General features: G+C 39.8%; 14 protein-coding genes. 10 read left to right on the plus strand and 4 right to left on the minus strand.

The genetic code is table 11. The features are described from left to right. Positions 1-247: 247 nt before the first annotated feature. On the plus strand, positions 248-589 hold the full coding sequence (locus HWV01_RS19085; RefSeq protein WP_211673035.1) for a hypothetical protein: 342 nt from the start codon (positions 248-250) through the stop codon (positions 587-589). Positions 590-710: 121 nt separating this feature from the next. After that, positions 711-2,099 (plus strand): MFS transporter, encoded by a 1,389-nt coding sequence (locus tag HWV01_RS19090; RefSeq protein ID WP_249185381.1) that lies wholly within the window; start codon positions 711-713, stop codon positions 2,097-2,099. Between the two features lie 108 nt (positions 2,100-2,207). Here HWV01_RS19090 and HWV01_RS19095 read toward each other — a convergent pair whose 3' ends face one another. After that, the gene (locus HWV01_RS19095; RefSeq protein WP_045109042.1) at positions 2,208-2,690 is read right to left on the minus strand and encodes a YajQ family cyclic di-GMP-binding protein; all 483 of its coding nucleotides are present in this window, start codon (positions 2,688-2,690) and stop codon (positions 2,208-2,210) included. Between the two features lie 149 nt (positions 2,691-2,839). On the opposite strand from HWV01_RS19095, the gene HWV01_RS19100 reads away from it, so the two are divergent. Together HWV01_RS19100 and HWV01_RS19105 are read left to right on the plus strand one after the other, a co-directional pair. Further along, positions 2,840-3,187 (plus strand): VanZ family protein, encoded by a 348-nt coding sequence (locus tag HWV01_RS19100; protein ID WP_211673036.1) that lies wholly within the window; start codon positions 2,840-2,842, stop codon positions 3,185-3,187. Then, the gene (locus tag HWV01_RS19105) at positions 3,180-4,079 is read left to right on the plus strand and encodes a ketopantoate reductase family protein (RefSeq protein WP_211673037.1); all 900 of its coding nucleotides are present in this window, start codon (positions 3,180-3,182) and stop codon (positions 4,077-4,079) included. The genes HWV01_RS19100 and HWV01_RS19105 overlap by 8 nt, the downstream gene beginning before the upstream one ends. Before the next feature lie 117 nt (positions 4,080-4,196). Here HWV01_RS19105 and thiI read toward each other — a convergent pair whose 3' ends face one another. Continuing rightward, on the minus strand, positions 4,197-5,651 hold the full coding sequence (gene thiI / locus HWV01_RS19110; RefSeq protein ID WP_211673038.1) for a tRNA uracil 4-sulfurtransferase ThiI: 1,455 nt from the start codon (positions 5,649-5,651) through the stop codon (positions 4,197-4,199). Between the two features lie 173 nt (positions 5,652-5,824). Beyond that, on the minus strand, positions 5,825-7,054 hold the full coding sequence (locus HWV01_RS19115) for a DNA ligase (RefSeq protein ID WP_211673039.1): 1,230 nt from the start codon (positions 7,052-7,054) through the stop codon (positions 5,825-5,827). A 275-nt stretch (positions 7,055-7,329) separates the two neighbouring features. Here HWV01_RS19115 and HWV01_RS19120 point away from each other — a divergent pair, with 275 nt between their 5' ends. Beyond that, the gene (locus HWV01_RS19120; protein WP_211673040.1) at positions 7,330-7,563 is read left to right on the plus strand and encodes a thymidylate kinase; all 234 of its coding nucleotides are present in this window, start codon (positions 7,330-7,332) and stop codon (positions 7,561-7,563) included. Positions 7,564-7,672: 109 nt separating this feature from the next. On the opposite strand, the gene HWV01_RS19125 is transcribed toward HWV01_RS19120, so the two are convergent. Beyond that, on the minus strand, positions 7,673-8,179 hold the full coding sequence (locus HWV01_RS19125) for a hypothetical protein (RefSeq protein ID WP_228140341.1): 507 nt from the start codon (positions 8,177-8,179) through the stop codon (positions 7,673-7,675). 331 nt (positions 8,180-8,510) lie between these two features. On the opposite strand from HWV01_RS19125, the gene leuS reads away from it, so the two are divergent. From leuS to rsfS, 5 genes are all read left to right on the plus strand, one after another. Beyond that, positions 8,511-11,102, plus strand: a complete 2,592-nt coding sequence (gene leuS, locus HWV01_RS19130; RefSeq protein ID WP_211673041.1) for a leucine--tRNA ligase — start codon at positions 8,511-8,513, stop codon at positions 11,100-11,102. 194 nt (positions 11,103-11,296) lie between these two features. Then, entirely contained in the window at positions 11,297-12,007 is a 711-nt protein-coding gene (lptE, locus tag HWV01_RS19135) for an LPS assembly lipoprotein LptE (protein WP_211673042.1), read from the plus strand. Beyond that, on the plus strand, positions 12,007-13,044 hold the full coding sequence (holA, locus tag HWV01_RS19140) for a DNA polymerase III subunit delta (RefSeq protein WP_211673043.1): 1,038 nt from the start codon (positions 12,007-12,009) through the stop codon (positions 13,042-13,044). The genes lptE and holA overlap by 1 nt, the downstream gene beginning before the upstream one ends. 32 nt (positions 13,045-13,076) lie before the next feature. Beyond that, the gene (gene nadD, locus HWV01_RS19145; RefSeq protein WP_211673044.1) at positions 13,077-13,727 is read left to right on the plus strand and encodes a nicotinate-nucleotide adenylyltransferase; all 651 of its coding nucleotides are present in this window, start codon (positions 13,077-13,079) and stop codon (positions 13,725-13,727) included. A gap of 101 nt (positions 13,728-13,828) precedes the next feature. After that, complete coding sequence (rsfS, locus tag HWV01_RS19150; protein ID WP_211673045.1) at positions 13,829-14,158, plus strand: ribosome silencing factor; 330 nt, start codon at positions 13,829-13,831, stop codon at positions 14,156-14,158. Positions 14,159-14,161: the final 3 nt, after the last annotated feature.

Consider the following 14,161-nt stretch of genomic DNA (forward strand, 5'->3'; position numbering starts at 1 on the left):
GTATGCTTCGCTACTATAGCAGATGTTTGATCTATAAAGGGTCTTTCAACATCTTAGTCATTGACGATCACGCTCATTACATGAATATAAATTTTTTTTATTTTTTAAGTGCAACACTTAAAAAAATTAATCTTTTGAGATGTTTCACACTTTACTCATAAATCAGCATTAAGAATACGCTAATTAATGACAGCCAAACATTTTCGTCTAGGATTAAAATGAGATACTAACAAATGAGGAGATTTGCATGGAAGCGAAAAAGTTCATTGACGATAAATCTGACGTTTTAGCTAACTATCTCGATTTTTTTCTAATGAAAAAACTTAGTTATGCGCAATTAAACCATTTTCTCTGGGAAACATTACGAGAATGGGATGATTTGGATATTTATGACGAGTCGACAAGTAGCTGCAAAGAACAGGTTTTTTGGTTCCTGTTATTTGAGCTAAAAAGCTGGTCAAGCCAACAGATTTTTTCCAACAAAATATTGCGCCAGCAATTACATACAGGTGCTTTATTTCTACAGGGTCAGGGGGTTAAACCATACAACTGTATTGGTATTAGACCTATCACGGAATATTTGGACTAATTTCGCCATCACAATTATAAAACATAATCGATTAAATTAAATTAAACCAAGCCCAGTCTGTTGTCGGGCTTATTAAATTCATAAAAATACGGTAGTATCAGCAAACACTTACGTTAGATGGATGCTGACATTGCCGACTACTCTTCAAAACTTATCGATTTACCTTAATCCCCGTGTACTGTTTATGGGATTATTTGGTTTTTCCTCTGGATTACCCATTCTTTTGGTCTTTTCTACATTATCATTTTGGCTACGTGAAGCCGGAGTAGATCGTGCCAGTATTGGTTTCTTTAGCTGGATAGCACTTACCTATGGCTTTAAATGGGCTTGGTCACCTTTGATTGATCAGATCCAGCTGCCTTGGCTGCATAATAAATTGGGCCGACGTCGAAGTTGGCTATTTTTCACGCAAATAATGATCATTGTAATGCTGATGATCATGGCGACTCAAGATCCCCAACAAAGCGTGATCTTATTCATTATCGCTTCACTTGGTTTAGCACTCTTTTCAGCAACCCAAGATATTGTTGTCGATGCCTTTCGAATTGAGAGTGCAGAAACTCGTTTACAAGGTGCCATGGCTGCCACTTACATGACAGGCTATCGTATTGCTATGATTATTGCAGGTGCGGGTTCATTAGCCATTGCTGCATTCTATGATAATAGCGCTGTCTATAACGCTGCTGCTTGGCAGTTCGCTTATGCTTGTATGGCTCTATTTATGTTGTTTGGTGTTTTTGCGACCTTATTTTCTAAAGAACCAATCGCCAAACATAAAATACATCATGTACATAATATTCGCGACTTTCTTATTACTGGAATAGTAAAGCCCCTTACCGACCTATTTCAGCGATACGGTAAAACCTGCTTACTATTACTGGGCATTGTCATCACCTATCGTATTAGTGACATTGTTATGGGGATCATGGCGAACCCATTTTATGTTGATATGGGTTATTCGAAGGCTGAAGTAGCCACAGTCGCAAAAGTCTTTGGGGTGATAATGACACTGGTTGGTGCCGGAGTTGGTGGGTTGTTGGTCAATGGCTTAGGCTTACTTTCTACTTTATTATTAGGTGGTGTACTTGCTGCGTTGACTAATCTGTTATTTCATTGGATGGCTGGTAGCATGGCGATGTCACAATTAATGACAATGCTTGCGTTAATACTGCCTGAGACCTGGTTGCAAACACAAGACCCAGCCCTGTTGTTATTAACCTTAGTGATCAGTGCAGACAACCTCAGTGCGGGTATTGCCACTTGCGCCTTTGTGGTATTTTTATCACGCTTAACAAATACCCAATTTACCGCCACTCAATATGCGCTGTTCTCGTCAATCATGGTATTACTGCCTAAATTTATTGCAGGATTCTCTGGGGTTGTGGTCGATGCGTGGGATTATTCAGCCTTCTTCATCGGTACCGCAGTGTTAGGGATTATTCCAGTGGTCTTTATTGTAGTATTAGTTTACATGCAAATGACAAAACGCTTTAAATGGATTGAATCTTAGGCACAAAAAAGCCCAGTGTATATAAATAGACTGGGCTAACATCTTATATGACATGTATTTATATGAGACGACTTAGAGCAAGTAAATACTCATACAAGTCATGCCATATTAGTCACGGAAGTTATCAAACTGGAACGGCTGACCTAGTTCAGCTGTTTTCACATGCTGCATAACAGCTTGTAAATCATCACGCTTTTTACCTACAACACGTACTTTATCGCCTTGAATAGAGACTTGTACTTTAAGCTTGCTGTCTTTAATTGATTTAACAACTTTTTTAGCTACTGCGCCTTCAACGCCTTGTAAAAACTCAACGTCTGCACTGCAGGTTTTACCCGAAAATTCAGTTTTACCTACGCTCATCGCAGAGCTATCTATGTTACGCTTCACTAAAGCACCACGTAAAATATCAGCCATTTGACGAAGTTGCATATCTTCATCTGTGCGCATTTTTACTTTTTCTTTAATCAGCTCAAAGCTTGCGTCAACACCACGAAAATCAAAGCGTGTGCTTAATTCACGGTTTGCATTGTCAGTTGCGTTTTTAACTTCAACCATGTCAACTTCAGAAATAATATCAAATTGAGGCATCTTTATATCCTATCATTTATAATGATGTGATTATCTAATAGATGATAGTTGTAATTCAACCATTAACTACAGAAGTAAGTCACTAGCTTGCATTAAGTAACGATTAACTGACTATAATTGCTATTATGCCCTTTTTTATTGAGATAAGTATGTCATTAGAGAAATATAAACTCTGGTTTCGCTTACTATTGGTTATTGTTATATTCATAATCTGTCTACTTGCTTTTGGCAAACCTTCAACTGATATAACACAATTAGGTTACGACAAATTAAATCATTTAGTTGCCTTTGCGACATTAGCATTACTTTTTGATTATAGTTTCCCAGATAGAACGATAACCTTGTTTATGGTATTACTTGGGTTCGGTATTTTCATTGAGTTTATTCAAGGTATGATACCCGGCCGCACAACAAGTCCTTGGGATATCGTCGCCGATTTAATCGGTATCACCGGTTACTTAATCATTCAACCATTACGAGCAAAAATACATGGCTAATTGGAACATTCTCGGTGCGGGTGCTATCGGGCATTTCTTTGCAGAAAAATTATTAAAATCAGGCCAACACGCCGCATTTATATTACGTCCCGAGAGTGAGGCTCATATCCGCACATTTAACGTTGAAGATTTAAATGGCGAACATTCGAGTAACACCGTAATGGCACAACCTAGCCTCACACCTAAATGTGACTTTTTACTGGTTACACTAAAAGCCCAACATGTGCTTCCAGCATTAACTTTGCTTCAATCACAGATAGATAAGCATTGCTGTATCGTACTATTACATAATGGCATGGGCACGGCAGAACAAGCCGAAAAGCTATTTCCTCGAAACGCAATAATGGTTGGCACAACCTCCAACGGAGTATTGAAACTGTCAGATGATCATATTCGCCATACAGGTGCAGGTGTCACTTGGTTAGGCGCATTTAATAATCAAGCCAAGCGCTATAAAGATATTGCCAGCCAATTATTTGCACTAGAAGAATTAACATGGTGCGAAGATATACGTGAGAAATTATGGCTTAAGTTAGTGATTAACTGTGCGATAAACCCATTAACAGCCATCCATCAATGCAAAAATGGTAAATTGGCAAGCCCAGCGTTATATCCACATGTAGTAAAGGTGGTGCAAGAATTAGCACTCGTGTGTGAAAAAGCCCGATTACCTTGGTCTTATGCAGAGCTACAAGCACAAGTCGATAATGTCATTGAACGCACGACGGAAAACTTTTCTTCGATGCATCAAGATCATCACTTTAACCGTCAATCCGAAATTGATTACATTACCGGGTATGTTTTAAAAGTAGCGAATGCCTACAGTATCGAAGCTCCAGCGAATAAAGCCTTATATGATCAAATCAAGCTGCACGAAACTGAACTAGCTTAGTTACATAATTCAAACGTCACATCAGGATCAAAAAAGCCAGCAACTGATTGCTGGCTTTTATTCATTAGCTTAATAAGGACACAACCTTAAGAGCGTAATTATTAAGACGAGTAAAAGTTAAGGACGGTAAACTTTTACGTTCGAATAACCTTTTTCAATCAGGTATAACGCTTGTAGTTTACTCATCACACCACGATCACAGTACAGTAAGTAAGTCTTATCTTGATCTAATTCGCCAAACTGGTTACCTAATTTGAAGAACGGCATATGCTCAATAGCTAAACCGTCAACTTCAAGTGGTGAATCTTCCACTTCATCAATACTACGAATATCTAAGATCACTTCGTTTGATGCAATTTCAGATACAGCTTCAACATCACTAACTTGCTCTTGTGCTTCTTCTGCAATTTGACGGATATCCATCACGTTTGCATCCATAACAACTTGGTCAATCAAGCTCATGTCAAATTTAGCTTCTTCAGCTTCAATCTTCTCTTTCACTGCTTTTACTGTTGGTTTATTCGAGATAACACCACAGTATTCAGGAATTGTTTCAGAAAATTCAGCAGTACCAATATGACGAGCAGTATCAATAATATCTTGCTTATCAGCAACAATTAACGGACGTAAGATCAATGTATCCGTTACTGAATCGATTAACGATAAGTTACGAATAGTTTGGCTTGATACTTGGCCAACTGCTTCACCGGTAACCAAAGCTTCAATGCCTAAACGCTCAGCAATTTTAGACGCTGCACGCATCATCATACGCTTAAGTACCACACCCATTTGTGAGTTATCTACTTTTTCTAATATCTCAGCAACAACGGGATCGAACGGTACGCTAACAAATTTAACTTTGTGTGATGAACTGTATTTGTTCCACAAGAAGTATGAAATTTGTTTCACACCAATCTCATGTGCATCACCGCCTAAGTTGAAGAAACAGAAATGCGTTCGGCTACCACGTTTAATCGTTAAGTAACTTGATACAGCAGAGTCAAAACCACCTGACATTAATGACAGCACATCTTCTTGTCCTGCCATAGGGAAACCACCTAAGCCTTCATGGCGAGCAGTAACCAAGTATAATTTATCATTTTCAACTTCAATTTTAATCGTTTCTTGTGGCTTTCTTAATTGTACACGAGTTGCTTCAGTGTGCTGGTTTAAGCCACCACCAACATAACGTTCTAAGTCAATCGACGTAAAGTCATGCTTACCGTTACGTTTAGCACGTACACAAAACGTTTTTCCAACTAGAATGTCTTTATAAACGGGTAATGCTTGCTGGAAAATATCATCAAGATCGGTGAAGGTTGACTCTTGAACTTCAAGTGAATGGGCTATCCCTGGGGTATTTCTTAATACTTCACGATAAAAATCGCGGTTTTTTTCACTGTCATCTGTAGTGCGGACAACAATTTTATCCCATTCAAGGATCACGCGTGCATGTTCATCTTCACGGCGTAGAATATTACGTAAACTCGATTGCAGCATTTTACTAAAACGCTTGCGTACTGATTTACTTTTCATCATTACTTCTGGAAATATTTTTACAATAAATTTCATGGTTTTGCCTACATCATAGTTCAAACAAACAGGTGGCCCAGCATTTCATCGAGCCGGGTGTTTCGCTGATATATTCGATCATTTCAATCAAAATAAAAACGGGCCCACCTTAAAGTGAGCCCGTTGCAGTTACTGGGCAGCAGTATACTCAAACTGCCTAAATATGCAAGATGCTAGCGACTGCTCACGAGCCTTGTTAATTGCGGTGTTGCATTACCCACTAATTCAATTTCCACTTGGCTACCAACTTCAATTTTGGCTTTCTGTAACCAAGGTCGTGAACGCCCAGAAACCTTGGTTATCTGTCGACCTGATAATGCCAGAGGTTGTAAATGTACAATAGGCGTAACACGACCACTTTTACCCATTTGATAAGTTATATCAATAACATGACTTAATCCTTTCGGCCCACTAAATTTTAATGCAAGCGCCCAACGCGGAGCATGCTGGGTTTGACCATATTCACGTTGCAGAGCATTCTCAGCTAATTTAATGACTACACCATCAAGTAATAACGTTTCCATGCTTTGGTAATGCGCAAGCCAATAATCGATGTCTTGAGGACTATCAATGACATGGCTCATCTTCGACATATCAGTAAATCCAAGCATAGCCAGCTTCGCTAACCCCATAAATTCATCGTTATAAGGTGAATCAATCCAACGCCAAGGTATAAAGCGCAAACTCATAACATCTACTTGTGTGGGTGATAATTGACTGGCAATACCCGCGGTCATGTGCCGAGAGGAGACATACTTACGTCGTTCCTGCCAATCTTGTTGACTAATATATAATTCGCCATGAATAACCAGTGTATGCGGATATGCAATAATACTATCAACGGCATCACTGCGTAACATCAGCGCCAGCAAGTCTTTACCTTGTCTACCATCCCCTCTGCTCGATGCAGCAACTAAGATGCCTTTTTCATAAACTAACTCAACAGCCATACCATCAATTTTCGGTTGAATGAGTAACAGCTTATCTTGGTGACTTTGATAAAACGCGTCCATCAAGGCTCGATCACGTACCGAATTTAAGCTCAGCATTTTTTGTCGGTGCTGATACTCTAAATACTTCTGTTTATTGTCATTTGTACCTACCTTGCCTAATACAGGTGATAGGCAGTGAGATAGGAGCGCTAACTCATCAACTAATAAATCAAACTCTCCATCATGCAGTAATGGTTCTTGGCCAGCGTAATAAATCTGGCGGTGTTTAATAATCTGTGTTTCTAAATAGCTAATGCGATGTTGATTAAGCACACTTGGGCAACGAGAATACGCCTCTGCATCCTCTATGGGCAACTCAATTTCAAGATCAGGAATGACATCAGCGGCGAACAACTGCTGATAGCTTGATACGAATAACGAAATGAGTAATGACGACGTTCGAGTAAACATCCGATTTCCAAACAATAATATGGTATAACTCAGTATGATAAACAGAATGGAAGTTAACGAATTAATTTGCTCCGTATGAGTAGAAGCATCGAAAGACCGTAATTCATCGATACAATTAATAGTTCTAGATCACAAGTTTACAATTCAACTAATACGCATTCTAACCACCCATTCAAACTGTACCATCATTTTTTAAAGTCGAATTTCTTGAAGTTGTTTGACCATCAACTACACTAAATCTATAATCCGATTGTTCCGCCACGAGAGGTATTACCATGCAGCTTTCCGATATCAAAAGCATGTATCACAGACATGAATTAGTTGAGGCTATCGTCGAACCGTCTTTGGTAGCAAACGGGTGGATTGTAGAATTTAAATCTCAAAATGGAGATATTATTCCTTTAACCGATTTTAGCGGCCATGAAAAGTGTTATCGAAATTTAGATATCGCGACAGCAACAGCGCAGCAAGTCGGGTTTCCGTCTGTGAGAATAGATGAACCATTTTAACTATCCTCTCTGTTTAATTCTAAGCAAAAAAATGGTCAGTGCATCATCGAACTGACCATTAGGTGCATATCATTATTCACATATTTATATATTTATATATTTATATACATTATGGATCAAAGCTTTCACGCATAAACTCGTCACCATCACAGCCAGCACAAGAAAGTACAATGGCAGGATGAAATAATTCTTTTTGATAACCACAGCGCACACACGTGAGTAAACCAAAGCCAACTTCGTCACCGGTTCTATAACGACCTTGGTGTTGTAAATCATCTCCGACCTCAGTCCATTCGACCTGTGTTTTATCCGTAATCGCTGCCAATGCCCCCCACGTAATTTTATCCCATGCTTGATACCAAGCTGACAACTTAAAACTGCTAACACTCGTCTGATAATCTTTATTAAATTCACCAATATCATGGCGAATATAAGCAGACGCTTCTGTTAGTTCTTTTTTGGTTAAATCACCCGCAGCACCTAAATAAGCTTCTGCTTTAAGTACAAATCGTTGCGTAAAATCATTACCCATAAACAGTTTCCTCCCTTTAAAGCCCAGAGGATGTACAGATAAGTGGCGCACTGAATTTTGATACTGAGTATTGAGCTTAGCCATATAAACCTCCGAATTAATGTAATAACAGTCAACCTGCATTTATTAATAAAACGTCATCTATATTCATCAGTAAAAATTATTTATTATCAGCAATAACGGGTCCCTTAGAAGAAGGGATATAGTTACTGCTATAACTTAAGTATATGCCAAAATGCGCACCCAACAAGCGGACTGCATCACATAGTTACCTTGTAAAAGTCTTCAATAAGCATTATCAGTATGTAAAACTTATCGCAATCTGCAAATGAAACTTGTTGCCCTTAGTCTGCTAAGGTATTCTATGGCAAAATTTTGTTTATAAATCCTACCAAGAACAGACTGGATATTACCCATGCAAGAACAATATACTCCAAGCAGTATCGAACCTCAGGTTCAAAAACACTGGCAAGAAAATAAAACATTCGAAGTACAAAACGACGAAACTAAAGAGAAATTCTACTGCTTGTCTATGTTCCCATACCCAAGTGGTCGACTGCACATGGGCCACGTACGTAACTACACAATTGGTGACGTGATAGCACGCTTCCAACGTATGCAAGGAAAAAACGTATTACAACCTATCGGTTGGGATGCATTTGGTCTGCCTGCTGAAAATGCTGCAATCAAAAACAACACGGCACCAGCGCCTTGGACGTATGAAAACATTGATTACATGAAAGGTCAGCTAACGTCTCTAGGCTTTGGTTATGACTGGAAGCGTGAAATCGCAACATGTACACCTGAATACTACCGTTGGGAACAAGAGTTCTTCACTAAACTTTTCAACAAAGGTTTAGTTTATAAGAAGACGTCATCAGTTAACTGGTGCCCGAACGATGAAACTGTACTGGCTAATGAACAAGTAAATGACGGTTGTTGCTGGCGTTGTGATACCCCTGTAGAACAAAAAGAAATTCCACAGTGGTTCATTAAAATTACTGAGTACGCAGACGAACTACTTACGTCAATTGATGATCTTGACGGCTGGCCAGAGCAAGTTAAAACAATGCAACGTAACTGGATCGGTCGCAGTGAAGGTATCGAACTAGACTTCGCAGTTGAAGGTCAAAGTGACGAACTAAGCAAGTTATCTGTATACACAACACGTCCAGACACAGTTATGGGTGTTACGTATGTAGGTATCGCAGCAGGTCACCCACTGGCTGAACAAGCTGCACAAAACAATCCAGAATTAGCAGCATTCAACCTTGAATGTAAAAACATGAAAGTGGCTGAAGCTGATCTAGAAAAAATGGAAAAGAAAGGCATGCCGACAGGTCTATATGCTATTCATCCATTAAATGGTCGTAAAGTACCTGTATACGTAGCAAACTTCGTGTTGATGGGTTACGGCACAGGCGCAGTAATGGCAGTTCCAGCTCACGATCAACGTGACTATGAATTCGCAACTAAATACAGCATCGATATCGTACCTGTAATAAAACCAGCAGACGGTAGCGAACTAGACGTATCAGAAGTAGCGTTCACTGAAAAAGGTGTACTGTTTAATTCAGGTGAATTCGACGGTTTAGAATTCGGTGAAGCAGTAGATGCAATTGCGGCTAAATTAGAAGAAAACGGCCAAGGCACCAAGAAAGTTAACTTCCGTCTACGCGATTGGGGTGTTTCTCGTCAACGTTATTGGGGCGCGCCAATCCCAATGTTAACACTTGAAGATGGTACTGTGGTTCCAACACCTGCAGACCAACTACCAGTGATCCTACCTGAAGATGTACAAATGGACGGAATTCAAAGTCCAATTAAAGCAGACAAAGAGTGGGCTAAAACAACATACAACGGTCAACCGGCACTACGTGAAACAGACACATTTGATACCTTCATGGAATCATCTTGGTACTACGCACGTTACTGCAGCGCAACATCAGAAACTGAAATGCTAAACCGTGACGATGCAAATCACTGGTTACCAGTGGATCAGTATGTTGGTGGTATTGAACACGCATGTATGCATTTATTATATGCCCGTTTCTTCCACAAACTGTTACGTGATGAGCAAATGGTTGATAGCAACGAACCGTTCAAACGTCTACTTTGTCAAGGTATGGTACTTGCAGATGCATACTACTACACCAACGCAAGCGGCGGCCGTGTTTGGGTTTCTCCATTAGATGTAACAGTTGAGCGTGACGAAAAAGGTCAACCAACTAAATACATCGACAATGAAGGCAATGAACTTGTTTATACTGGCATGACAAAAATGTCAAAGTCTAAAAACAATGGTATTGACCCACAAACAATGATCGAGCGTTTTGGTGCTGATACAGTACGCCTATTCATGATGTTTGCAGCTCCTGCAGACCAAACACTAGAATGGCAAGACTCAGCAGTTGAAGGCGCACACCGTTTCCTACGTCGTGTCTGGACACTTGCTTATAACCACATCAGCAAAGGTGAAGTTGCCGCTCTTGATGTTGCTGCACTTAACAGCAAGCAAAAAGAACTGCGTCGTGAAGTCCATAAAACAATTGCGAAAGTATCTGATGATATCGATCGTCGTCAGACGTTCAACACAGCAATCGCATCTGTGATGGAACTAATGAACAAGCTAACTAAAGCACCTCAAGAAGCAGAGCAAGATCGCGCACTACTTCAAGAAGCATTAGTTGCAGTTGTTCGTCTACTTGCACCAATCACTCCGCATATCTGTTTTGAGCTGTGGGGCAAATTAGGTCAAGAAGGTAATATCGACGAAGCACTATGGCCTCTAGCGGATAAAGTGGCAATGGTTGAGTCTGAAAAACTAATCATTGTTCAAGTGAACGGTAAACTGCGTGCTAAATTAACAGTACCTGCAGACGCCACGCGTGAAACTGTTGAAGCGCTTGCGAACGCTGACGAAAACGTGACTAAATTTACCGATGGTAAAACAGTACGTAAAGTGATTTTCGTACCAGGTAAACTACTCAACATCGTTGCTAACTAAGATTATTTATTGTCACGTTCTACAGCATTAATAGCTGATTAATTAACGCTGTATTTACTCGATTAATAGACAACTTAGACACAAAAAATAGGCCCTGCATTCTGCTTTTATTTTTATAGTAGAGTCTAGGGCTTTTTTGTTTTTAGATTACGTGTAAAATTACCTACAATTCACTTATATATTTTGTAGGCATTATGATCGCATCGGCACTGAAACCAGGTTTTATTCGACTAATTTGCATCTTCCTCTTTACTGCTATTCTTGGCGGCTGTGGCTTTCATTTAAAAAATGGCAGTGGCATTCCAAATGAATTACGTAATTTAATGTTAGTATCGAGTAAGTATTCCGATTTAACACGCCTCATCAAACAAGAGTTACGCTACAATCAAATTAACCTTGTTGTTCCGACTGTAGCATCAACAACGAGCAATAAGAGTCTAACAACAGAAAGCGATAATTTTTCTGATATAACGGATGAAGATTCAACTAAAACTAAAACGACAGCAATGGATCCTGCACTGTTAAATTCACAGACACCCATACTAAGAATTATGTCCGAGAGCACAGCTTCACGTACTGTTTCGCTCTATTCAGATGCAAGCGCATCTGAATATGAATTGAGCTATGTACTCGAGATGGAAGTACGTTTACCGAATCAAGAACCACAATTCTTTACTGTCGCCCTACAACGCGATCTGTTAAATAATTCACAAAAAGCACTCGCGAGCTCACGTGAATCAGAACTATTACAGCGGGAAATGCGTGAAGCAGCAGCAAAACAAGTTGTTCGAACCTTAAGTCAAGTGATAATCAAACCACAAAGCATTGGTGATAACGATGATGAAACCGAGCTAAGTGAAGTAGAACTAAATACAGAATTAAATACAGAGCTTGAAGCTAACTAATGCGCGTCTATCCAGAACAACTCGATCAGTACCTAAAAACTGAACTCAAACCCTGTTATTTAATATTCGGTGAAGAACCATTATTAAAAATGGAAGCGATTGAGCAGATTAAAGCCGCCGCTAAAAAAGTAGGCTTTGATGAACACCATAAGTTTCATGCTGAACCGACAATGGATTGGCCTGCGGCTTTTAATACTTGCCAATCGATGTCGCTGTTCTCTAGTCGTCAAACTGTCGAGCTCATCTTTGACAAACGCCCCACGAAAGAAGACATTAGCCAGCTTAATGATTTGTTTAAGCAGCTAAACCCCGATCTTATTTTAATTCTCAGTGGTCCCTACCTCACCAAAGCACAGCAAAGTGCGAAATGGTTTACGCAGTACTTTAAAAATGCACTCTACATTCCTGTTGGCCATCCCGAAGGTCGTTTTTTTGCCAACTGGATGCGCTACCGTCTTAAACGTGCAAACTTAGAAGCACCAGCGGATGTAATCACCCTTCTGTGTCGTAGCTTTGAAGGTAACTTACTCGCAGCAAAACAAGAAATTGATAAGTTATCCCTGCTCTATCCAGGTCAAACATTGAGCTTGGCACAATTGCAGCAGTCAATTACCCAGCATTCACACTTTAGTAGTTTCCAGCTTGTTGACGCCCTGCTTGCCGGTAAAGTAAATCGTGGTCAGCGGATCCTCCAGCAATTACAAGCAGAAGGTGTCGACCCGATTGTCATTAACTGGGCGCTAAACAAAGAAATAAATCAACTTTATCATTACAGTTTGATGCAGCAGCAAGGCTTGTCTGTGATTGACGAAATGAAAAAACAGCGCTTATGGGCTGGCCGACAGCAGATTATAAATGCCTGCTTAAGCCGCTTATCATTAAGTAAAATAGAGCAAATGTTAGTACTCTGTTCAAGTGTTGATAGTGCGATAAAAACAAGTACCAGCGTTGATCCTTGGCTATCTTTACAGATGTTGAGTATTAGCTTTGCCGACTCAACCTTGTTACCCAATTTTAATCATTCCGAAATTAAATGATTTGTGTCTTTATTAATAACTAACGGCTGTTTATGACTGACTTTACACCTACTCGCGCCATCGGTATTTTAGGCGGTACATTTGATCCGATCCATTATGGTCATCTTCGTCCTTGCTTAGACTTATTACAGCAACTTAATTTAGCTGAAGTCAGATTAATGCCAAATCATATCCCACCACACCGTGCTACGCCAGGGTCCAGTGCAGACCACCGACTAGCGATGGCGACATTAGCGGTAGAAGACTGTGAAGAGTTAAGCATTGATACGCGCGAGTTAAATCGTACAACGCCTTCTTATACCATTGATACGTTAATCGAGCTCGCAGCTGAAAATCCAACAACACCCGTGTGCTTTTTAATTGGTCTTGATTCACTTAATAGTTTACATACCTGGTATCGTTGGCAAGAATTGCTCGATTATTGTCATCTAGTCGTCAGTTATCGTCCTAACTACGCATTACAATTAGCGCCAGAAGTACAAAGATTATTTGAACAAGTGAAAACAACGGATGTCGAAGTCCTAAAGCAGCAAAAACAGGGCCGTATTTTACTCTGGCCAAGCACGCAATTAGAAATATCGGCGACACGGATCCGTCAGTTGGTTAAACACCAGCAAAGCCCCCAATATCTACTGCCTGATAATGTGCTGTCTTATATATATAAAAATAACTTGTATAAATAAACGACAAGAGATACTGGCTCATAAACAAGCTAGGTATATATTTAGGTATTATTCACTGTTATAATTCGCGGTTAACTCGATAAAGTTCCTCTGGAGGACCCTTGCAAACTTCTGAACTGCAAGCATTTGTACTAGACAAAATTGAAGACATGAAAGCCCGAGACATCCAAGTGGTTGATGTTAAAGGTAAATCACCAGTGACAGATTTAATGATCGTATGTACTGGCACATCAAAAACTCACGTTAAGTCGATTTCTAATCACCTTTACCTTGAAGCTAAACGTAACGAAGTATTCGTTATGGGTATTGAAGGTACAGAAGATAGTGAATGGGTTTTAGTTGATATGGGTGACGTAGTAGTCCACATCATGCAACAACAAACACGTGATCTTTACCAACTAGAACAACTTTGGCAGTCTGTAGGGGCATAGTCA

It is taken from the genome of Moritella sp. 5, assembly GCF_018219455.1.
Classification (GTDB): domain Bacteria; phylum Pseudomonadota; class Gammaproteobacteria; order Enterobacterales; family Moritellaceae; genus Moritella.

Bases quoted from the DNA above. Each gene is read 5' to 3' on its own strand.
- HWV01_RS19115 (WP_211673039.1), bottom strand. From the start codon at position 7,054: ATGTTTACTCGAACGTCGTCATTACTCATTTCGTTATTCGTATCAAGC.
- leuS (WP_211673041.1), top strand. From the start codon at position 8,511: ATGCAAGAACAATATACTCCAAGCAGTATCGAACCTCAGGTTCAAAAA.
- HWV01_RS19090 (WP_249185381.1), top strand. From the start codon at position 711: ATGCTGACATTGCCGACTACTCTTCAAAACTTATCGATTTACCTTAAT.
- HWV01_RS19120 (WP_211673040.1), top strand. From the start codon at position 7,330: ATGCAGCTTTCCGATATCAAAAGCATGTATCACAGACATGAATTAGTT.
- holA (WP_211673043.1), top strand. From the start codon at position 12,007: ATGCGCGTCTATCCAGAACAACTCGATCAGTACCTAAAAACTGAACTC.
- HWV01_RS19085 (WP_211673035.1), top strand. From the start codon at position 248: ATGGAAGCGAAAAAGTTCATTGACGATAAATCTGACGTTTTAGCTAAC.
- lptE (WP_211673042.1), top strand. From the start codon at position 11,297: ATGATCGCATCGGCACTGAAACCAGGTTTTATTCGACTAATTTGCATC.
- nadD (WP_211673044.1), top strand. From the start codon at position 13,077: ATGACTGACTTTACACCTACTCGCGCCATCGGTATTTTAGGCGGTACA.
- HWV01_RS19105 (WP_211673037.1), top strand. From the start codon at position 3,180: ATGGCTAATTGGAACATTCTCGGTGCGGGTGCTATCGGGCATTTCTTT.
- HWV01_RS19095 (WP_045109042.1), bottom strand. From the start codon at position 2,690: ATGCCTCAATTTGATATTATTTCTGAAGTTGACATGGTTGAAGTTAAA.
- thiI (WP_211673038.1), bottom strand. From the start codon at position 5,651: ATGAAATTTATTGTAAAAATATTTCCAGAAGTAATGATGAAAAGTAAA.
- HWV01_RS19125 (WP_228140341.1), bottom strand. From the start codon at position 8,179: ATGGCTAAGCTCAATACTCAGTATCAAAATTCAGTGCGCCACTTATCT.
- HWV01_RS19100 (WP_211673036.1), top strand. From the start codon at position 2,840: ATGTCATTAGAGAAATATAAACTCTGGTTTCGCTTACTATTGGTTATT.